This window comes from Vibrio sp. QJM3NY_27 (assembly GCF_057785955.1).
This window is the reverse complement of record NZ_CM173511.1, coordinates 268,544-289,559: the sequence shown is the minus strand read 5'-3', so window position 1 is coordinate 289,559 and position 21,016 is coordinate 268,544. Positions and strand designations below refer to the sequence as shown.

The 21,016-nt window shown below is 45.3% G+C and carries 14 protein-coding genes and 17 tRNA genes; 6 read left to right on the top strand and 25 right to left on the bottom strand.

Features of this window, described 5'->3' with window-relative positions; all coding sequences use genetic code 11:
* Nucleotide 1: 1 nt before the first annotated feature.
* The 7 genes from hflK to tsaE form a co-directional block, all read right to left on the bottom strand.
* Nucleotides 2–1,204: an FtsH protease activity modulator HflK gene (gene hflK, locus AC3CIA_RS01385; RefSeq protein WP_017078236.1), complete on the bottom strand. Its 1,203-nt coding sequence runs from the start codon at nucleotides 1,202–1,204 to the stop codon at nucleotides 2–4.
* Between the two features lie 27 nt (nucleotides 1,205–1,231).
* On the bottom strand, nucleotides 1,232–2,539 hold the full coding sequence (hflX, locus tag AC3CIA_RS01380; protein ID WP_004735864.1) for a ribosome rescue GTPase HflX: 1,308 nt from the start codon (nucleotides 2,537–2,539) through the stop codon (nucleotides 1,232–1,234).
* A 44-nt stretch (nucleotides 2,540–2,583) separates the two neighbouring features.
* Nucleotides 2,584–2,850: an RNA chaperone Hfq gene (gene hfq / locus AC3CIA_RS01375; RefSeq protein ID WP_004735866.1), complete on the bottom strand. Its 267-nt coding sequence runs from the start codon at nucleotides 2,848–2,850 to the stop codon at nucleotides 2,584–2,586.
* A 193-nt stretch (nucleotides 2,851–3,043) separates the two neighbouring features.
* Entirely contained in the window at nucleotides 3,044–3,976 is a 933-nt protein-coding gene (miaA, locus tag AC3CIA_RS01370) for a tRNA (adenosine(37)-N6)-dimethylallyltransferase MiaA (RefSeq protein WP_054548395.1), read from the bottom strand.
* Nucleotides 3,977–4,073: 97 nt separating this feature from the next.
* Nucleotides 4,074–6,386, bottom strand: a complete 2,313-nt coding sequence (gene mutL / locus AC3CIA_RS01365) for a DNA mismatch repair endonuclease MutL (RefSeq protein WP_488518413.1) — start codon at nucleotides 6,384–6,386, stop codon at nucleotides 4,074–4,076.
* A gap of 51 nt (nucleotides 6,387–6,437) precedes the next feature.
* A complete protein-coding gene (locus AC3CIA_RS01360) occupies nucleotides 6,438–8,159 on the bottom strand; it encodes an N-acetylmuramoyl-L-alanine amidase (RefSeq protein ID WP_065205755.1) in 1,722 nt (573 codons plus the stop codon).
* The gene (gene tsaE, locus AC3CIA_RS01355; protein WP_004735870.1) at nucleotides 8,153–8,617 is read right to left on the bottom strand and encodes a tRNA (adenosine(37)-N6)-threonylcarbamoyltransferase complex ATPase subunit type 1 TsaE; all 465 of its coding nucleotides are present in this window, start codon (nucleotides 8,615–8,617) and stop codon (nucleotides 8,153–8,155) included. Before tsaE ends, AC3CIA_RS01360 begins: the two co-directional genes overlap by 7 nt.
* A gap of 257 nt (nucleotides 8,618–8,874) precedes the next feature.
* Between tsaE and queG the strand changes: the two genes are divergently transcribed.
* Nucleotides 8,875–10,017, top strand: a complete 1,143-nt coding sequence (gene queG / locus AC3CIA_RS01350) for a tRNA epoxyqueuosine(34) reductase QueG (RefSeq protein WP_171309443.1) — start codon at nucleotides 8,875–8,877, stop codon at nucleotides 10,015–10,017.
* A gap of 631 nt (nucleotides 10,018–10,648) precedes the next feature.
* Here queG and AC3CIA_RS01345 read toward each other — a convergent pair.
* The 18 genes from AC3CIA_RS01345 to orn all read right to left on the bottom strand — a co-directional run bounded on the left by AC3CIA_RS01345 (nucleotide 10,649) and on the right by orn (nucleotide 13,820).
* Nucleotides 10,649–10,724: transfer RNA gene (locus tag AC3CIA_RS01345), tRNA-Gly, on the bottom strand.
* Between the two features lie 77 nt (nucleotides 10,725–10,801).
* Nucleotides 10,802–10,878, bottom strand: a tRNA-Met gene (locus AC3CIA_RS01340).
* Nucleotides 10,879–10,956: 78 nt separating this feature from the next.
* Nucleotides 10,957–11,032: transfer RNA gene (locus tag AC3CIA_RS01335), tRNA-Gly, on the bottom strand.
* Nucleotides 11,033–11,109: 77 nt separating this feature from the next.
* A tRNA-Met gene (locus tag AC3CIA_RS01330) sits at nucleotides 11,110–11,186 on the bottom strand.
* 88 nt (nucleotides 11,187–11,274) lie between these two features.
* A tRNA-Gly gene (locus AC3CIA_RS01325) sits at nucleotides 11,275–11,350 on the bottom strand.
* A gap of 77 nt (nucleotides 11,351–11,427) precedes the next feature.
* Nucleotides 11,428–11,504 (bottom strand) — tRNA-Met (locus AC3CIA_RS01320).
* Nucleotides 11,505–11,555: 51 nt separating this feature from the next.
* Nucleotides 11,556–11,631: transfer RNA gene (locus AC3CIA_RS01315), tRNA-Gly, on the bottom strand.
* A 77-nt stretch (nucleotides 11,632–11,708) separates the two neighbouring features.
* A tRNA-Met gene (locus AC3CIA_RS01310) sits at nucleotides 11,709–11,785 on the bottom strand.
* A 61-nt stretch (nucleotides 11,786–11,846) separates the two neighbouring features.
* Nucleotides 11,847–11,922: transfer RNA gene (locus tag AC3CIA_RS01305), tRNA-Gly, on the bottom strand.
* A gap of 75 nt (nucleotides 11,923–11,997) precedes the next feature.
* Nucleotides 11,998–12,074 (bottom strand) — tRNA-Met (locus AC3CIA_RS01300).
* Nucleotides 12,075–12,134: 60 nt separating this feature from the next.
* Nucleotides 12,135–12,210 (bottom strand) — tRNA-Gly (locus tag AC3CIA_RS01295).
* Between the two features lie 75 nt (nucleotides 12,211–12,285).
* Nucleotides 12,286–12,362, bottom strand: a tRNA-Met gene (locus AC3CIA_RS01290).
* Between the two features lie 60 nt (nucleotides 12,363–12,422).
* A tRNA-Gly gene (locus tag AC3CIA_RS01285) sits at nucleotides 12,423–12,498 on the bottom strand.
* Nucleotides 12,499–12,574: 76 nt separating this feature from the next.
* Nucleotides 12,575–12,651 (bottom strand) — tRNA-Met (locus AC3CIA_RS01280).
* 78 nt (nucleotides 12,652–12,729) lie between these two features.
* Nucleotides 12,730–12,805 (bottom strand) — tRNA-Gly (locus tag AC3CIA_RS01275).
* Between the two features lie 76 nt (nucleotides 12,806–12,881).
* Nucleotides 12,882–12,958, bottom strand: a tRNA-Met gene (locus AC3CIA_RS01270).
* Nucleotides 12,959–13,019: 61 nt separating this feature from the next.
* Nucleotides 13,020–13,095 (bottom strand) — tRNA-Gly (locus AC3CIA_RS01265).
* A 179-nt stretch (nucleotides 13,096–13,274) separates the two neighbouring features.
* Nucleotides 13,275–13,820: an oligoribonuclease gene (orn, locus tag AC3CIA_RS01260; protein ID WP_004733351.1), complete on the bottom strand. Its 546-nt coding sequence runs from the start codon at nucleotides 13,818–13,820 to the stop codon at nucleotides 13,275–13,277.
* 149 nt (nucleotides 13,821–13,969) lie between these two features.
* Between orn and rsgA the strand changes: the two genes are divergently transcribed.
* From rsgA to AC3CIA_RS01235, 5 genes are all read left to right on the top strand, one after another.
* Entirely contained in the window at nucleotides 13,970–15,025 is a 1,056-nt protein-coding gene (gene rsgA / locus AC3CIA_RS01255; protein ID WP_004733350.1) for a small ribosomal subunit biogenesis GTPase RsgA, read from the top strand.
* Between the two features lie 125 nt (nucleotides 15,026–15,150).
* Entirely contained in the window at nucleotides 15,151–16,062 is a 912-nt protein-coding gene (asd, locus tag AC3CIA_RS01250) for an archaetidylserine decarboxylase (RefSeq protein WP_488518412.1), read from the top strand.
* A gap of 297 nt (nucleotides 16,063–16,359) precedes the next feature.
* A complete protein-coding gene (locus AC3CIA_RS01245) occupies nucleotides 16,360–17,775 on the top strand; it encodes an SLC13 family permease (RefSeq protein ID WP_065207275.1) in 1,416 nt (471 codons plus the stop codon).
* A 278-nt stretch (nucleotides 17,776–18,053) separates the two neighbouring features.
* Complete coding sequence (locus tag AC3CIA_RS01240; protein WP_488518411.1) at nucleotides 18,054–19,934, top strand: methyl-accepting chemotaxis protein; 1,881 nt, start codon at nucleotides 18,054–18,056, stop codon at nucleotides 19,932–19,934.
* A gap of 176 nt (nucleotides 19,935–20,110) precedes the next feature.
* Nucleotides 20,111–20,998, top strand: a complete 888-nt coding sequence (locus AC3CIA_RS01235; protein ID WP_488518410.1) for a DMT family transporter — start codon at nucleotides 20,111–20,113, stop codon at nucleotides 20,996–20,998.
* The last annotated feature ends 18 nt before the right edge of the window (nucleotides 20,999–21,016 follow it).

The window sequence follows — 21,016 nt, the reverse complement described above, 5'->3', positions numbered from 1 at the left end:
ATTAGTATCTCCCTTGACGTGAACTGTCTGAACGAGTTTGAGTGCTAGACTTTGGATCCGCTTGAGTTTCTAACTCAATTTGATCGTAAGTTGATGATGCTTTTGCAGGGCGAGTGCCCGACTGAGAACCACCTTGTGCGCCTAGCTTATCAATTGGTAGGTATAGCAAGTTACCGCTTGATTCAGAATCAATCAGGACTTTCGATGTGCTTGAGTACACTTTTTCCATTGTATCAAGGTACATACGGTTACGTGTTACTTCAGGAGCAGCTTGGTATTCAGGTAAAAGCTTCTCGAACTGAGCAACCTGACCCAAAGCACCATTAACAATACGCTCAGAATAACCGACCGCTTCTTTCTTCAAACGCTCAGCTCGACCTGTTGCTTTTGGAAGAATGTCATTTCGGTAAGCTTCAGCTTCACGTTCAAAACGCTCTTCATCCTCACGAGCAGCGATAGCATCATCAAATGCATCTTTCACTTGCTCAGGTGGACGTGCTGACTGGAAGTTCACGTCAACAATCAGAATACCCATGTCGTAGCTATCAATAATACGGTTCAACGTTTCTTGAGTGCTCTGACGAATCTGCTGACGACCACTTGTTAGGATACTATCCATTAGTGAGTCACCAATTACCGCACGAAGCGCAGAATCAGTTGCTTGGCGTAAGCTATCATCCGCATCCGTTACACGATACAAGTACTTGTACGGGTCAGAAACACGGTATTGAACGCCCATTTCAACCGTCACAACGTTTTCATCTTTCGTTAGCATGGTGCCAGAAGCACGTAGAGAACGAATCGCTTGAACGTTAACCAGTTGCTCATCTTTAATTTCATCGATGAAGCGTGGGTGCCAGTTAAGACCCGGTTCTTCGATACGGTCGAATTGACCCAGTCGAAGTACAACGGCTCTTTCTGCTTCGCCAACGGTGTAGAAACCAGCGAAGAACCAGATAGCAATCGCAATGACAGCAATGACACCAAAGCCAATCGCACCGCCACCACCAATAGATGGCCCGTTACCGTTGCCACCTTTTTTACCAAACTTGCCACCTAACTTTTGACTTAGTTTACTAAACACTTCGTCTAAGTCTGGCGGTCCTTGATCTCGGCCGCCGCGATTATTGTTCTTACCCCAAGGGTCATTATCGCGGCCGTTATTATCGCCGTTGTTATTATTTCCAGGCTCATTCCACGCCATTAGAAAGCTCCATCATTTGATATGACGTTATACTGTAGCAGTCTCTTTGGTAACGATAAAGTCACCTAAGAGCGCCCCTTCTCTTTTTTCAAGTTTAGACCAATCTATTTGTTGCATTCGGATATCTATCAACAAGTTACCATTTTCATCATACTCTTCCTGTTGAATACATTTCATCTCGAAGAATAAGCTGCGAATACGGCCTTGATGTTGATGTGGAATACACAACCGGAATTGAACCATTTGACTCGCTAAACGCTCAGTTAAAGCCTCAAACAGCAGTTCAATTCCTTCTCCTTCCATTGCAGAAACCCAAACAGCGCGTGGTGCGCCCTCTTCGTCTCTTTCAATTCGAGGTTTTTGGTCTTCCATGCAGTCAATTTTGTTCATGACTACAAGGGTTGGCACTTCATGAGCATCGATTTCTTCTAATACTTCATGAACAGCCTGAATGTTCTCACGAAAGCGGTCATCACTGGCATCAACAACATGTAACAAAATGTCAGCTTCCTGCGTCTCTTGTAACGTAGCCTTGAACGCAGCGACCAAGTCGTGTGGTAGATGACGGATAAAACCTACGGTGTCTGCGAGAATTGCAGGCCCGACATCTGCCAATTCAATCTTACGTAGTGTTGGGTCTAGAGTTGCAAACAGTTGGTCTGCCGCATAAACACCTGCACTAGTGATTTGATTGAAAAGTGTTGATTTCCCTGCGTTGGTATAACCAACCAAAGAAATTGTTGGGATTTCAGCTCGATTACGAGCACGTCGTCCTTGTTCACGCTGCTTAGCCACTTTCGCTAAACGACGTAATATCGCTTTTATACGGTCACGCAACAAACGTCGATCGGTTTCCAGTTGAGTTTCACCTGGACCACGAAGACCAATACCACCTTTTTGCCTTTCAAGGTGAGTCCAACCACGAATCAATCGGGTAGAGATATGACGAAGCTGAGCGAGCTCAACTTGTAGCTTACCTTCATGAGTTCGCGCACGTTGTGCAAAGATATCTAAGATTAAACCCGTGCGATCAATCACACGACATTTACACAATTGCTCGAGGTTTCGCTCTTGGGCAGGAGAGAGAGAGTGGTTAAAAATCACAATTTCAGCACCGGTCAGCTGAACGGCTTGAGCGATTTCTAGGGCTTTACCTTCTCCAACGTAGTATTTAGGGAGTGGGGATTGTCGGCTACCAGTTATCACTTGTAGCGTTTCTACCCCCGCTGAGGAGACCAGCATTTCACATTCGCTTAGGTCTTCCCATTCTCCCTCTTGCGTGAAGTTGATATGAACAAGTACGGCTCGCTCGCCGGATTCATAACGGTCAAACAAGCAACCAACTCCTTATTACAGCGCAAGCTGTATCAATTGAACGATTAATCTTCAGTCTTCTCTGGACGATCAGATGGCGCACGCTGTTGCTCGCCGCTGTGGTGACTAACTGCACGAGCAGGAACCACAGTAGAAATCGCATGCTTGTAAACCATTTGGTTTACTGTGTTCTTCAATAAGATCACGAATTGATCGAAAGACTCGATCTGACCTTGCAGCTTGATGCCGTTAACAAGATAGATAGAGACTGGAATGCGCTCACGACGGAGTGCATTTAGGAATGGGTCTTGTAGCGATTGCCCCTTAGCCATTTTATTTTCCTTATTTATATTTTGTTGTAATTATTTAGCTAGTGGTGCACAAAAAGGTGCGGCCTTTGCATCTGAGCTAAACGAATAAAAAAACTCCGTTGTTATTGAAAGGCTGTGATTTTTAAAAGCCTCAATAACTGATCCTTTTCAGAGTATATTCACGCAAAAAGCGATCACATTATACACAGCAATACTAATCAGATGCTATTGCATCTGAAAGAGTTTCTAACGCCTGATCAATGTTTTCGCTATCCAACCAAGTTAAATCATCCCAACTGCGTAACCAGGTGATTTGTCGCTTGGCCAATTGACGGGTTGCGCAGACACCACGGAAAACCGCTTCGTCTAAATCGCAATTCCCATCTAAATAATCCCACATCTGCCTATAACCAACGCATCGGATCGATGGCAGTTCAGGGTGAAGATCGTCTCTGGCATATAACGCCTTCATCTCATCTTCAAACCCCGCCTCTATCATCTTCTCAAAGCGAAGTTCAATGCGGCGATGGAGCTCTTTCCTTTCCTTGGGAGCTATTGCAAATTGTTTTACACGAAATGGCAGGCTATCGCCTTTCGTTTGAGTTAGCTCTGTTAATGTTTTACCCGAAATTCGGTAAACTTCCAATGCCCTTGAAAGCCTTTGTGGATCATTTGGGTGTATTCTTTCAGCGGATACGGGATCTATCTCTCTTAATTGATCATGCAATGCCTGCCAACCCTGTTCAATAGACTCCGCTTCAATCTGCTTACGAATCTCTTGATCCGCGGCCGGTAATGGCGATAAGCCTTCCAACAATGCTTTGTAGTACAGCATTGTGCCACCAACCAGTAACGGAATTTTTCCTTCCGCTACAATCTTATTCATTTCATTGATCGCATCACGACGAAAATCTGCCGCAGAATACGCTTCGCTTGGATCGAGAATATCAATCAAACGATGGGGCGCGAGCGCGAGCTCTCCTGCATCCGGTTTAGCGGTGCCGATATCCATGTCTTTGTAGATCAATGCTGAGTCGACACTGATGATCTCTACTGGGTATTTCTGACGTAAGCGGATAGCTAAATCTGTTTTTCCTGATGCCGTAGGGCCCATTAAAAACAACGCTAAAGGTAATTTTTCAGTCATGATATTTTGTATTTGTTTCTCTGTTAGAGCGCTTTATAAAAAAGGGCTTTGTGTCGCGACGTATTCAGCTAAAAAGACAAATGCCATCGCGAAAAAGTTAAACCGTAAACGCGGCTATGGTCGCTGAAAAGTCGATAGGATTGACAAACTCTGGATCATCTAATGGAAGTAGACCATGCCAAAGCTGTTCAAGTTCCCCAACTAGTTGAACCGCTTCAGATAAAGTGTAGTCGCTTTTTACTTGTGCCGTTTGAATCCCGATCCAGTTGACCAATGATGGCAACATATCGTTAAAAACATTAGCAGCGTTAGAAACATTATCTGCGTTAAAAACAGTAGCAGCGTGATTATCGACAATCTGAGCGTTTAATGAAGCCGCGTAAGATAACAGATCTGGGATCAAAATTTGTAAGTTTTGCTGCCTCAAAGGAGAAGGCACGCCCATCACCATTACCGCTTCACTGTTTCGCGCCTTAAGCTCAATCCCCAATAACGCCAGTGTTTGGCTCAACGCCTTAGCAACCTCGACAAGTTCACTACCAAGCTTAATCGATAAAGGCACCAATAACGGTTGGCTTTTTAACGCCCCTTCTCGAGTATCAAGTTGGCCAATCACACGTAGCAATTCCGCTTTGGCTAGAGACACCAATACGCTGCCGTTTTTGTTTCCCATTACCAAATACTGGCGTTCCACTACCGAGACGGCTTTGCCTAAGTCCATCACAGGTGCTCTTGGCTTTGAATGAACAGGATTCTGTTGAGCAGGCTTAGCTTCTATATTTTCTATGTTTTCTCTATTTTCTATGTTTTCTCTGGTTCCTACTGGTGCCACATGCTCTTGAGGAGATGATGGAGCTACAACTTGATCATCAAAATCTGGCGTTTTCAGAAGCTCTTTGTAGGCTTTCACTTCTCGCTTAGAGGGCGCGGGTTCACCATGATGCTGGTGTGGCTCTTTCTCTTTTTTAGGTTCAGGTCGAGACTCGATCCACTCTTGACGAGGAGACCCGGTAAAACTGGTTTCGCGAGGCGACGAGCCTGTGTTAGCTGAACTAATACTAGTAGACGAATCTAAGTTGGTTGAAGAACCTCTGTTAGACGATGAACCTCGGTTGGCTGTTGAGCCATAGTGTTGCCCACCATCATTAACGCTGTGTTGAGGTTGCTCATAAGCGCGCTCAGACTCTGCTTTTCTCGGGTAGGCTGGCGTTTGCTCAATAGCATGTCGCGCCCTTTCAGATGGAGGGCTTTGATCAGATGCTGGGTTTTGATCCGAATAAGCAGGGACAGTGCTTTCTTGCGTTGGGTAACTCGTCGTATCACTAGATTCAGGAATTGCATTATCTTGCTGATAATTCGTTGCTTCTGATTGATGAAACGCAGACTGCTTGATTGGTACCGCATTAATCTGTTTGCTTTGGGCTAGTCCATCACTCAATGCCTGATAAATGAAATCATGCACAAGGCGAGCTTGGTGGAAACGCACTTCATGTTTTGCAGGGTGAACATTCACATCCACCTGATGCGGGTCTAATTCAATAAACAGTACATAAGTTGCGAATTGGTCTGGACGTAGGCTGGTTTCGTAGCTTTGTCTGATCGCATGATTGATCAGCTTGTCACGCATCATACGACCATTCACATAGCAGTATTGCAAATCGCTTTGTTGTCTTGCTCCTTCTGGCGTGGTGATCCAGCCATGAAGTTTTAGGCCTTGATGCTCAAGTTCGATCTTAAGCATATGACGAACAAAAGGATTGCCACATACCGCAGCGATGCGTTTTTCTGCTTGAACTTGTGTTTTGGCAGCGCGGTACTGACGAATCATTTTGCCGTTATGACGAAGGTTAATCGTCACATCAAAGCGACTCAATGCGATACGTTTAAGCAGCTCATCGATATGCGTGAATTCGGTTTTCTCGGTGCGTAAGAACTTGCGGCGTGCTGGCGTATTGAAGAACAGGTCCAACACCTCGACCGAAGTACCAATGGGATGCGCCGCAGGCTGCAGTTTCACCTGCATGTCACGGCCTTCACTGTGTGCTGCCCAAGCTTGATCTTGAGTGGCAGGGCGTGAAGTCATGGTTAAGCGTGCAACAGAGCTAATACTCGCGAGCGCTTCACCACGGAAACCAAGGCTGACGATCGCCTCAAGGTCATCAAGGGTATGAATCTTAGAGGTAGCATGACGGCTCAGCGCTAAGGCAAGCTCATCTTTGACGATGCCCTTGCCGTTGTCACGAACGCGGATCATCTTAGCGCCACCTTTCTCGATATCAATATCGATACGTGTGGCACCTGAATCCAAACTGTTCTCAACCAACTCTTTTACAACAGAGGCTGGTCTTTCTACCACTTCACCCGCTGCGATTTGGTTAGCTAACCGAGCTGGCAGTATTTTGATCGTCATATTTACAGCTACCTTACTGCCATTGATGGAAACATGTCTGCGTTAAAAAGCTTACTTGTGCGGAATAATCAACACCTGCCCTACCGCTAGGCTGTCAGATCGTAGCTTATTCGCTTGGCGAATACTGTTAACACTCACGCCGTATTTCGACGCAATCTTGCCAAGATAATCACCTCTTGCGACTTTATGTTTACGCAGAGGGACATCTTTCACTTCAACCGTAATACGTAGCTTCTGACCCACTTTCAATGTTTCAGACTTCAAGCGGTTCTCACGTTTGATATCTGCCACCCGTACTTTGTAACGGCTGGCTATCTTGCCTAGGTACTCTCCAGACTTAACCGTGTGGGTTATGGTCTTGGTTTTCACTGCGCTGCTTGATGATGACCCTGAAGCACTGCTTGGGATCTTAAGCACTTGGCCGATCGCTAGGCTGCTCGATTTCAGATTGTTGAATTTCATCAACGTCTGTGTCGAGGTGCCATATTTACTCGCAATCACAGACAGAGACTCACCACGAGATACTTTATGTTGGCTCACGCTACCCGTTGACGACGTTGCATTAGACAAGATAATCCCTTCTGGCGGGTTAGCCTTCAAATACTTAACGACCGCTTTGGTCACTGCTCGTGCCAATTTATCTTGGTGCGAACGTTGGAAGAGCAGCTTCTCTTCGGTCGGATTCGAAATAAAGCCCGTCTCGACCAAGACCGATGGTATCTGTGGTGAACGTAATACCGCCAAACTGGTATTGATTGGTTTACTGTTATGAAGCTTAGCAACCTTACCCATCTCAGACAGAATGGTGGTTGCAAGCTTATAGCCCTCTTTCTGTGAGTGGCTGAACTGCAAATCAAGCAGAGTTTGGTTTACGTTCTTATCATCAATATTGCCAGTGAAAGCCGCACCGCTACCACCGAGTAATTCAGACTGCTTCTCTTTGTTCTCGATCCATCGAGAGATCTCAGTATTTGCGCGTCGAGTATTCAATACAAACACCGAACCACCTCTTGGTTGAGGGGTCGTAAAAGCATCCGCGTGAATAGAGATAAACAGATGAGCTTCGTTTTCACGAGCAATCGCGACACGTCGGTTAAGGTTTACAAAGTAGTCGGCGTTACGGGTCATACGAGTTTTGATCCCAGGAACCGCATTCAACTGTGCAGCAAGCTTACGAGAAATACTCAGAGTCGCATTCTTTTCATACTTACGACTTGGACCAATAGAGCCTGGATCCTCACCACCGTGACCAGGGTCAATCACGATCAGAATGTCCTTCTGACGTTTAACCTGATTAATATTTTTGCTCACCGTTGGTTTACTCGGCTTCGACGTCGTAGTCCCCTTGCTTGCCGCACCATGAGGTAGATCGATCACCAAACGATGTCCGTACTGACCACCAGGAGTCGGGCTGAGTTTAAACAACTCCGCTGTAGAGGACTTCTTCAGCTCAAAAACCAAGCGATAGGTATTTTTGTCTGGCGGAGAACTCTTACGAATCTTAGATAGAACGGGGCTATCTTTCACCACGACCGGTAACTTAGTTGCGAGGTTGGTATGTTTTAAATCGACCACTAAACGACTCGGGCTACTCAAGGTGAAATAGCTAAAGTCCGCTTCTGATTTTAAGTCAATAACCACACGAGTTTCTTCTGGAGAAGGCCAAACCCTTAAACTTTTCAGTGAGTTTGCAGAAACAAGTGAAGAAAACAGTATAGAAAAAACAGCAGCCATCATGGCTACTGCTGAAATAAGGCGTCTAGAAATCAACATAACTCCAACTGACTAAGTAAGCGCTGTCCGTATTCACTATTAGCGGTTAAAGAAACAATACGGTGGTCGTCTTGGTAACGAATATCAATGTCCAAATCGGCTTCTGGTAGCATCCCATAGCCTTTCTCAGGCCATTCAACCAAACAGATAGCATCTGGTGTGAAGTAATCACGAATCCCCATGAACTCCAATTCTTCAGGATCGGCTAAGCGATAAAGATCGAAGTGATATACCTGCCAATCGGCAAGTTGATAAGGTTCAACTAGAGTATACGTTGGGCTCTTTACATTTCCTTGATGGCCAAGTGCTTTTACAAAGCCACGACTGAAGGTCGTTTTACCTGCGCCAAGATCACCATGCAGATAAATAGTCGTCTGCTGTGAGCAAAGATTAGAAAGCTCCGTTCCTAATTGAATCGTTGCTTGTTCATCTTTCAAAGTAAATTGTTTCGTGCTCATGAATACGTTCTCTAAAAATCGATCGTTGACTATATAAAAATCAAAAGAACAAGAATAGTAAACCGTGATGCTTTTAGTAGACAAGCACTCAAGTGTAAGTTCTATGAAAAATACTGATCAAAACACGTCAGTTCTGGTCAATATCACTAAGATCCGTTAAGATCCGTTAAGATCCGCCCCCATTTTTGCCGAACCTAGTTTTAATTAGCCTTATCTCTAATTGTAAAACAGAGAAAATAAGAATTAAGAATGAAGCCATGAATCTAGACCATCTTGCTGAAAAAATTAAAATCTGGGGAAAAGAGCTAGGCTTTCAAAAAGTTGGCATCTGCGATGTTGATTTAAGTGAACACGAAGCCCCTCTTCAAGCATGGCTAGATGCTGGCAACCACGGCGAAATGGATTGGATGGCTCGACATGGAATGATGCGTGCACGTCCTGATGAACTTCATCCAGGCACCATTCGAGTGATCAGCGCCCGAATGAACTACCTGCCACCAGAAGCTCAGTTTGCTTCTAACCTAAGCGATACCACTCAAGGCTATATCAGCCGTTATTCCTTAGGCCGCGATTATCACAAATTGTTCCGTAACCAGTTGAAAAAGCTGGGACAAAGAATCGAAAAAGAAGTCGAAGGTTTAGACTCGCGTCCTTTCGTGGATTCAGCGCCTATTTTAGAAAGGCCGCTTGCTCAAAAAGCAGGGTTGGGTTGGACAGGAAAACATTCGCTAATTTTAGATAAAGACGCGGGGTCTTGGTTCTTCCTAGGAGAACTGCTCGTTAACATCCCTCTCCCAGTAGATACGCCAAGTATCGATGAGTGCGGGAAATGTACCGCATGTATCACTTCTTGCCCAACAGGTGCCATTATTGCTGATGGCGTAGTGGATGCTCGCAAGTGTATCTCTTACCTAACCATTGAATACGATGGTGTGATCCCGGAAGAATTTAGAGACGCAATTGGTAACCGTATTTATGGTTGTGATGACTGCCAGTTAGTTTGCCCATGGAATCGCCATGCCGAACTCACAGAGCAAAAAGACTTTCATCGTAGAGAAGATTTCCAAGAAGCCGATCTGGTTTCACTTTCAAGTTGGGACGAAGCAACCTTCCTAAAGAAAATGGAAGGCTCAGCAATAAGACGTATCGGCCACACCCAGTGGTTGCGCAATATCTTTGTTGCGATGGGCAATGCGCCATTTCAACAACGCATTGTTGAAACACTAGAATCTCATCAAGGCAAAAATGAAATGCTAGATGTGCATATTGAGTGGGCTTTGAATAAACAACTACAACAGTTGCCGAATGCCAGTAGCATCCAAGAAGGCAAGAATAAAGTCTCCACCAAAAAGCACAGACTTATCCGTATCGTGGAAAAAGGACTACCGAGAGACGCCTAGCCTTTAGGTACCAACGATTGGCGGACTAGCGGACGCCAACAGTCCAAGATTTAAGACAACTCGTTGCACATAATTTTAGAACAATGTTTGACCTTGTTCTCAATTTTAGCAATGTGGAAAAAATTCAGAACTCTCGTAAACTTCCGACACTCTCACAAAGTTAAACACAGTACCGATAAATGATTAAGATCAAAAAACAACAAGTTAACGATCTTTTATCAAATTCAAGATAAACACTCAAACTGATAAAAAACAACAAGTTACGATCGCCACAATTCAGCTAATATATTGAAAACAAGAAAGATCTTTTGGGGATATGTAAAGAATTAAGTCTGAAATAACTTTATCAACCAAGTTATCCACACCTAACATTTTGTGGATAAGTCTGTTTATAGATGTGAAAAACCTCAAGTATCTGCTTCAGAGACCTGATGTTTACTAGCATTCCAGTTGCTAAGAAAAATTTAAGACAAAAAAATATCCACCATGATGGAGGATTATTTGCTTTTTGGGGGGATTATGCTTCGCAGCATTAAAGAAAGAGCGTGACCTTTAAGGTCGTCTTTAAACTCTGTGATCTAAAGAAAAACACGGTGGCTTAAAGAGTCTTAATAGCTTTTTAGAAGAAAACTGGAGCGATACATCGGGTTCGAACCGATGACCTCAACCTTGGCAAGGTTGCGCTCTACCAACTGAGCTAGTATCGCATTAGTTAACCGTTAATTCTGTCTGCTAAGAAGCTAAGAGCTTACTGTAAAGCAGTGACTAACGTGTAACTGTAATGTGGTTGCGGGAGCCGGATTTGAACCGACGACCTTCGGGTTATGAGCCCGACGAGCTACCAAACTGCTCCATCCCGCGTCCGGATGTTTATTTTTTACGTCATAAACGCTTGAGTTAATGACTCTATATTTCCAACATCAATCCTAAGAAAGAATTTGGAGCGATACATCGGGTTCGAACCGATGACCTCAACCTTGGCAAGGTTGCGCTCTACCAACTGAGCTAGTATCGCATAAGCTAACCGTTCATCTTTTCTGCTAAGAAGCTAAGCGCTTACTGAAAGGCAGTGATCAACGTTTAACTGTAATGTGGTTGCGGGAGCCGGATTTGAACCGACGACCTTCGGGTTATGAGCCCGACGAGCTACCAAACTGCTCCATCCCGCGTCCGGATGTTTCTCTTTTCGCATCATTACCGTTTAAGACAATGAGACTAAACCATTTTCATTCTGAGCAAGGCTCTAAGAATAGAATTTGGAGCGATACATCGGGTTCGAACCGATGACCTCAACCTTGGCAAGGTTGCGCTCTACCAACTGAGCTAGTATCGCATAAGCTAACCGTTCATCTTGTCTGCTAAGAAGCTAAGTTCTTACTGCAAGAAAGTAATCAACGTTCAACTGTAATGTGGTTGCGGGAGCCGGATTTGAACCGACGACCTTCGGGTTATGAGCCCGACGAGCTACCAAACTGCTCCATCCCGCGTCCGAATGCATTATTTAAGTTAATGACTCTGTTCTCTAAAAAGAGAGAATTTGGAGCGATACATCGGGTTCGAACCGATGACCTCAACCTTGGCAAGGTTGCGCTCTACCAACTGAGCTAGTATCGCATAAGCTAACCGTTCATCTTCTCTGCTAAGAAGCTAAGTTCTTACTGCAAGAAAGTAATCAACGTTCAACTGTAATGTGGTTGCGGGAGCCGGATTTGAACCGACGACCTTCGGGTTATGAGCCCGACGAGCTACCAAACTGCTCCATCCCGCGTCCGGATGCATTATTTGAGTTAATGACTCTATATTCCCAACATCATTCCTAAGAAAGAAATTGGAGCGATACATCGGGTTCGAACCGATGACCTCAACCTTGGCAAGGTTGCGCTCTACCAGCTGAGCTAGTATCGCTTAGTTAACCGTTAAACTTGTCTGCTAGAAACTAAGTTCTTACTGCAAAGAAGCTATCAACGTTTAGCTGTAATGTGGTTGCGGGAGCCGGATTTGAACCGACGACCTTCGGGTTATGAGCCCGACGAGCTACCAAACTGCTCCATCCCGCGTCCGGATGCATTGTTTAAGTCAATGAGTCTATTTCCCAACATCAATCCTAAGAAAGAAATTGGAGCGATACATCGGGTTCGAACCGATGACCTCAACCTTGGCAAGGTTGCGCTCTACCAGCTGAGCTAGTATCGCTTAGTTAACCGTTAAACTTGTCTGCTAGAAACTAAGTTCTTACTGCAAAGAAGCTATCAACGTTTAGCTATAATGTGGTTGCGGGAGCCGGATTTGAACCGACGACCTTCGGGTTATGAGCCCGACGAGCTACCAAACTGCTCCATCCCGCGTCCGGATGCATTGTTTAAGTCAATGAGTCTATTTCCCAACATCAATCCTAAGAAAGAAATTGGAGCGATACATCGGGTTCGAACCGATGACCTCAACCTTGGCAAGGTTGCGCTCTACCAACTGAGCTAGTATCGCATAAGCTAACCGTTAATCCTGTCTGCTAAGAAGCTAAGTTCTACTGCAAGGCAGTGTTCAACGTGTAACTGTAATGTGGTTGCGGGAGCCGGATTTGAACCGACGACCTTCGGGTTATGAGCCCGACGAGCTACCAAACTGCTCCATCCCGCGTCCGGATGTTTCTTTTTTACGTCATAAACGCTTGAGTTAATGACTCTATATTCCCAACATCAATCCTAAGAAAGAAATTGGAGCGATACATCGGGTTCGAACCGATGACCTCAACCTTGGCAAGGTTGCGCTCTACCAACTGAGCTAGTATCGCATAAGCTAACCGTTCATCTTTTCTGCTTAAAACTAAGTTCTTACTGCAAAGAAGCTATCAACGTTTAGCTGTAATGTGGTTGCGGGAGCCGGATTTGAACCGACGACCTTCGGGTTATGAGCCCGACGAGCTACCAAACTGCTCCATCCCGCGTCCGGATGCATTATTTGAGTTAATGACTCTATATTCCCAACATCAATCCTAAGAAAGAAATTGGAGCGATACATCGGGTTCGAACCGATGACCTCAACCTTGGCAAGGTTGCGCTCTACCAACTGAGCTAGTATCGCAATCTGAAACGTCTTTCGTCGTTCAGGGCTGCGAATTATAAGAGCATTTTTTTGTGATGCAAGTCCTTAATGCAAAATTACGAAAGTTTTTACTCAACTGCTGTAAAAGCACGCAGATTTGCAAAAAAATCAGCTCTTATGTCCCTGAAAAGTTAGATAAACGTGATCATTTGATCTGATTAGATGTTAATAATCGTTTTTCGGTAGTACTGCAGTTCAGCGATCGACTCACGAATATCATCCAATGCAAGGTGACTTCCCGACTTTGAAAAACCATCAAGTACTTCGGGTTTCCAGCGACGAGTCAGCTCTTTCAGGGTACTTACATCGACATAACGGTAATGGAAGTACTCTTCCAGCTCTGGCATGTGTTTGTATAAGAAACGGCGATCTTGGCCAATGCTGTTACCACAAATCGGTGATTTGCCTTTTGGTACCCACTTCTCAAGAAACTCAATCGTTTGTTGAATAGCCTCTTGCTCTGAAACCGTGCTTTCTTGAATTCGTTTTACTAGGCCGCTGCCGGTGTGGGTGGTTGTACACCACTCGTCCATCTTGTCCAATTCACTCTGAGGTTGGTGAATAGCCAAAACAGGTCCTTCAGCCAGGATGTTAAGCTCACTATCAGTAACGATAGTAGCAATTTCAATGATTTTATGAGTTTCAGGATCAAGTCCTGTCATCTCTAGATCAACCCAAATAAGGTTCTGATCGCTAAAGGACATAAGGCGTCGCCTATTTGTTTATGTATAAAAGAGGTACTATACCCAAATAACTATACTCAAACTAGCTTTAGGGCCATCGAAATCAATGGTACCAACAACATTCCGTTTGAGTCCTCAATCATCAAGTTAGATGTGTTAAGTGAAAAATTGTGGCTAAAAAAAAGAAGTTAACCAAAGGTCAAGTGCGTCGTGTACGTAGCAACCAGAACAAGCGACTCAAGAAAGAAGATTCTATCCAGTGGGATGAGAACATGCTTGGCGGAACAAAAAGCGGACTCGTAATTACGCGCTTTGGCCAACATGCCGATATCGAAGATCTTGAAACCAACGAAGTTCACCGTTGTAACTTACGCCGCAGTATTGAAACGTTAGTTTCTGGAGACAAAGTCATTTGGCGCGCAGGACTTGAATCAATGGCCGGCATCTCTGGTGTTGTAGAAGCCGTTGAGCCAAGAACGTCAATGCTAACTCGCCCTGATTACTATGACGGCCTAAAACCGGTTGCCGCAAACGTTGACCAAATGGTTATCGTTTCAGCTGTACTGCCAGAGCTATCACTTAATATCATCGACCGTTACTTGATCGCCTCTGAAACGGTGAATATTGCCCCGTTAGTTGTGCTCAATAAAGTCGACTTGCTGACAGAACAACAAATTAGCGAATACCGCGAAACGCTGAAAATATACGAGAAAATCGGCTATAAAGTCATGTTCGTCAGTAAAGAGTCGGGTTACGGCATCAAAGAGTTGGAAGCCGAACTGAAAGATCGTATCAACATTTTCGTTGGTCAATCTGGCGTAGGTAAATCCAGCGTCGTGAATGCACTCATGCCAACATTAGACATTGAAGAAGGCGCGGTTTCTGAAAACTCAGGACTGGGTCAACACACCACCACAGCAGCGCGTTTGTATCACTTCCCTTCTGGTGGTGATCTTATCGATTCCCCAGGGGTACGTGAATTCGGCCTATGGCATTTAGAACCCGATGAAGTCACTGATGCTTTCATTGAATTCAAACCATACCTAGGTGGTTGTAAATTCCGTGACTGTAAACACAATGACGATCCTGGATGCCTTCTACGTGAAGCCGTTGAAGACGGTAAAATTAGCCGCTTACGTTTTGCTAGCTACCATCGCATTATTGAAACAATGGCTGACAACAAAGATAACCGTCAGTACTCACGCAGCAAGAAAGCCGATCTCTAATCGCGTTTTTGTGAACAAATGTGTGCATTTACTGACAATTGGCGCGAATTTAAGTAACATCTCGCGCCCTAAACCGTCATCGACAGATTTAATTGAAAAACAATTAGCATTGGAAAATTAATACAATGGATAAGATTAAAGTTGGATTGCAGTACTGGATCCCACAGCATGGGCTAACTCGCCTAGTCGGCAAACTGGCGTCTGCTAAAGCGGGTGGCTTAACGACAGCGATCATCAACTGGTTCATCAAGCAATACAAAGTAAACATGGATGAAGCTCTGCATAGCGATCCAAAACACTTTAAAACATTCAATGAATTCTTCGTACGTGAATTGAAAGAAGGCATGCGCCCTGTCGCTGAAGGCGAATCCGTGATTGTTCACCCCGCTGATGCTCGCGTAAGTCAGTTTGGCCCAATTACTGACGGTCAACTGATTCAAGCTAAAAACCATAACTACTCAGCTCGTGAGCTATTGGGTGGTGATGCTGCTCTAGCGGATGAATTTAAAGACGGCGAATTCGCAACGCTTTACTTGTCGCCAAGTGATTACCATCGCGTGCACATGCCATGTGACGGCACACTGCGTCAGATGATCTACGTTCCGGGTGACCTTTTCTCTGTAAACCCGTTAACGGCAGAGAACGTTCCAAACCTATTCGCACGTAACGAGCGTGTAGTTTGTATCTTTGATACTGAGTTTGGCCCAATGGCACAAGTGCTGGTTGGCGCAACTATCGTTGGCAGCATCGAGCAAGTATGGGCTGGCACCATTACTCCACCTCGTGGTAACTCAGTTTACAAATGGGATTACCCTGCACAAGGTGATACAGCCGTCGTCTTGAAGAAAGGCGAAGAGATGGGCCGCTTTAAGCTTGGTTCAACGGTTATCAACCTGTTCGCTAAAGACGCAATCAAGTTTGACGAAACGATGCAAAATGGCGAGAAAACCGTTCTAGGCACCCCTTTCGCGCATATCGCGGGCAAAGACGCTGAGACTGAAACTGTTGATTCAACAGAGAACACAGACCAAGTCTAACTCTCTGAGTTAACTTAATAAGCTTTAAGGGCGCGTTAGTTTTCTATTTTTAGAGAAGAACGCGCCTTTTTCTTATCTATTTCGAGATATTTCCCTTTAAGGCTTCAACCAATCTAACTACCGACAACCTTGCTCCCAACGAGCAGTACGTCGAATTGCCTCATAAAAAGATTGACCAAAAACAAAACAACTGTCGAAACCTTAAACAACTTTCCGATTTTACAACCCGTCTCCAAGTACCAAAAATCCAGATAACTTACTCTATTTGAAGATATTTTATTCATAGGGTCTTTGTACATGCCTAAACTCAATGTTGGCGTTCTAGCCAAGCTGTTGATTTGTTTTGCGATTCCCTTGGGCGTGTTATTCATGCCGATAGATTCAATACCAATCGATGATCTCACGCTGATTCAACACCGCTTGTTGGCAATATTCTTGTTGGCCGCTCTACTGTGGGTGCTTGAACCCGTTCCGGTATTCGCCACTTCCATTTTGATCATTGCGCTTGAACTGGTGATGATTTCCGACAAAGGCTTACACCTATTTAGAAATCCACCAGCGGGACACGACCTCGGTGATTTAATCAAATATACCGACATATTCGGTGCATTTTCGTCACCAATCATCATCCTCTTCATGGGTGGTTTCGCTCTCGCAATATCGGCATCTAAGTACGAACTCGACAACAACTTAGCGCGAGTATTGCTCAAACCATTTGGTACAGAACCGCGCTTCATTATGCTCGGCTTAATGCTGATCACCGCCGTGTTCTCGATGTTCATGTCAAATACCGCAACAACGGTAATGATGCTCGCACTGCTAGGTCCAATCGTGGCGTCAGCACCAAAAGGCGACATGGGGATCAAGGCGTTGGTGTTGTGTATTCCAATTGCTGCTAACACCGGTGGTATCGCGACACCCATAGGTACACCACCCAACGCCATCGCACTTCAATACCTGACGGGTGAGAACAGTATCGACTTCCTTAGCTGGATGATGATGGGCTTGCCCTTCGTAATCATTCAACTGACCATCGCTTGGTTCCTTCTACAGAAATTTTTCCCGTCCAAGGAAAGAAACATGGTGCTCAAGCTTGATGGCCAATTTAGAAAAAGCTGGCGTGCGATTGTGGTTTACGTCACCTTCGCCGCCACCATCCTATTGTGGATGACCACCAAACTGCATGGTATGAACACCTATGTGGTGTCTATCATTCCACTGGCTGTCTTTACCCTAACGGGCATCATGGGCAAAGAAGAACTTAAGCTGATTAACTGGGATGTATTGTGGCTAGTAGCAGGTGGTATTGCGATTGGTATAGGACTAGATAAAACAGGCTTAGCCGTGGCACTCGCACACGCGATTGATTATGAGTCGCTCTCACCAACGGCGGTAGTGCTAACGTTATCCATCGTATGTTGGTTAATGGCGAACTTCATGTCAAACACCGCAACGGCCAACTTACTGATGCCGATCGCCGCTGCGATTGGTGCATCAATGGAAAGCTTGGTTGCGATAGGAGGCCTGCAAGGACTACTGGTTGTGGTCGCCTTCTCTGCATCGCTAGGTATGATTTTACCCGTATCGACACCACCAAACTCGTTGGCCTACTCGACCGGGCTCATCGAAAGTAAAGACATGGCGAAGATGGGTATCATCTTAGGGATCGTCGGCTTGCTGATGGTCTACCTCGCACTGTTTATTATCACCTAGCACGTTAACTTATTATCACCTAGCACGTTAACTTTTCACTACAACCCTCCAGATAGCAATCGTGATTTCGCTATCTGGAGGGTTTAGCAGTTTTTAATCGATAGATAATTGTGATTCTACTTCACGGTTTATTAAAAATAACGATAAGTCATTTTAAATTCTTGATTTTAAACACATTTACTAACATCAAGACAACGGCACTATACACGCATCAGAGACACACCAATTTACCATCAAGTACGTAGTTAGGTTTTTGTCTAATAAAAGAGGAATGGACCTTGAGACATACTATTAAGTTTAAAATTCAGGTCGCCATTGCGGTCATTATTGCCGTCGTAAGTGGCGCTCAAGCTTGGATATCGGTTAATCAGCTGACTCAAGAGACTGAAGTCGCGATCAACCAAGAAATGAAAAATGTCAGTGTTGGCACCACCAATTACATTGCCGATTGGCTCTCAATCCGCAGTGATATGATGCTTGCCAATGAATCGACCATTTCAAGCAATAGCAACTCTGATCGCGAGTTATTGATCACCAAGCAAGCCGGACAATTCTTGTCTGTTTATGCTGGGTTCAGCGATGGCACTATCGCCTATGGCGACAAAGGTGAAGATTGGCCAGCAGGCTACGACCCGCGCACTCGCCCTTGGTATAAAGATGCAAACGCAACATCAGACCTCATCATTACCGAACCTTATCAGGACTTTGACGGCAGCATTGTCATCAGCTTTGCGAAAGCATTCAATGGAGATAGACAAGGTGTTCTCGCGGCCGATCTAACCGTAACCAGCATTATTGATACCGTGCTCAATGTAAAACTGGAGAACGATGGTTTTGCGTTTTTAGTCGACGGCAATAACAACATTGTGGCCTACAGTGATGAAGAACTGAGTCAGAAACCACTGACCAGTTTGAATCCCGAACTAACAACCAGCAAGGTGTCACAACTGCTCCAAGACCAAATGATCACCACTCTAACTTGGCCTGGTCAAGGCGATAAGCTGGTCTATATTGCCAATGTCCCGAATACTGATTGGTCGTTAGGTATCGTTATCGATAAAGACATGGCGTTTTCTGCAGTATCCGATGCCATTCAATTCATCACGCTGACCTCTTTGGTGTTGTACATCATCATTTCAATTGCGAGCACAATGGTGATCAACCGCCTACTTTCTCCATTACAAACCTTGTCAGAAGCGCTGACTCAGCTCGCACAAGGCAGAGGCGATCTCACTCAGCGTATTGATATCACACGTATGGATGAGATTGGTAAACTTGCCGAGCTTGTGAACCAGTTCTTAAGCCAAATGCAAAGCATGTTGAAGGGCGTGATAGAGCACAGCCACGATCTCAACAACCATGCAGAGAAAGCCAATCAACTGGCGACCCAATCTTCGATTAGCGTTGAGAATCAACAAAACGATATCAACCAAATTGCGACTGCGATTCATGAAATGTCGGCTACCGCAGCCGAAGTGGCTAGCCATGCCGAATTAACCGCATCCGCTTCTCAGGCATCCGCTACCGCTTGTAACGAAGGCCAAGAGGTAATCCAACAAAACCGCGATGCGATTACTGGCCTCGCAACTCAAGTTGAAGACGCCGCCAATGTTATTCGTGAATTAGAGAGTAACGCGCAAAGCATCAACCAGATCCTCTCCACCATTCAAGGCATTGCCGAACAGACCAACCTGTTGGCATTGAATGCGGCGATTGAAGCCGCTCGAGCGGGTGAACAAGGTCGTGGATTTGCCGTTGTGGCTGATGAAGTTCGAGTGCTCAGCCAACGAACGCATGGATCGACCGAAGAAATCCGCGTGATGATTGATACGCTGCAAAAGAATACCGAACATGCCGTTGAAAGCATGACCACCAGCACTCAACTGGCAGAGAATAGTGTTGGCTTCGCCGAGCAAGCTCATGGCAGCCTGACTAAAATCACGCAAGCGATCACGGAAATCAACGATATGGCGCTGCAAATCGCGAGTGCTGCAGAAGAGCAACGCGCCGTAAGCGAGGACATCAGCCGCAATACGCAAGGAATCAAAGATGCCTCTGACGATCTAGCACAACAAGCGGAAAGCAGTCGCAATAGCTCAAATGAAATGAGCAGTGCTGCTGAGTCAATGCGCCAAGACGTAGAGAGCTTTAAGGTATAGCGCTTTGAGGTATAGCGCGCCTCAAGCAAAGTAAGTTGAACCACACCAGCAAGCGACAGCTGACATAAACTAATCACTGAAACAAAGTCGTTCTTTCATAAGAATCACTTTGTTCTCAGTTCGGTTTGATGCATATTGATGAGCTAATTTATCCCAGACACAAGGATGTTATTCAGATGGGATTCGAATGGTTAGCTCTAGCTGCCGCTTTTCTTTGGGCGATTGCGAGCCTGATGTCAGTAAAACCCGCTCAACACTTAGGATCTTTTGCCTATAGCCGCTGGCGAATGGGTTGTACCGCGATCATCTTATCGAGCATGGCTTGGTTTACGGGTGGGTGGTCAAGTGTCGAAGCCGACCTAGTCACACCCATGATGCTATCTGGCCTAATTGGCATCTTCATTGGTGATACCGCCCTATTTGCCTGCTTGAACCGAATGGGTCCGCGCCAAGCGGGTTTGCTGTTCTCTTGTCACGCCGTGTTCTCGGCGATTCTTGGTTACTTCCTGTTTAGCGAAAGCATGACTTCGGTGGAGCTTATTGGCTCGGCGTTGGTGTTTAGTGGGGTATTAACCGCAATCTTCTTTGGTCGTCGTGGACAGGCGAACAACCAATTAGAAACCATTAAGGGCACGGTGTGGATTGGTGTTGCGTTGGGAATCACCGCCGCGATCTGCCAAGCATTGGGCGGCATTATTGCCAAACCCGTGATGCAAACCAGTATCGACCCAATTGCAGCCTCTGCCATTCGAATGATCACCGCCTTTGTTGCTCACTCGCTGTTTCGTTTAACAGGCGCTAAACTTTCACGCGCGATCAATCCAATGAATAAACAAATATTCACAATTACTGCGGTTAATGGCTTTTTAGCGATGGCCGTGGGAATGACACTGATTTTGTATGCGTTGCAGGAAGGCAATGTCGGTATGGTCGCACTGTTATCTTCGACCACGCCAATCATGTTGTTACCAATACTTTGGCTTTACACCAAGCAAAGGCCGAATGCCTACGCTTGGATAGGTGCTATTGTTGCCGTCGTGGGTACTGGTATTTTGGTCAGTTAGCCAAGCAGTAAGTAGGAC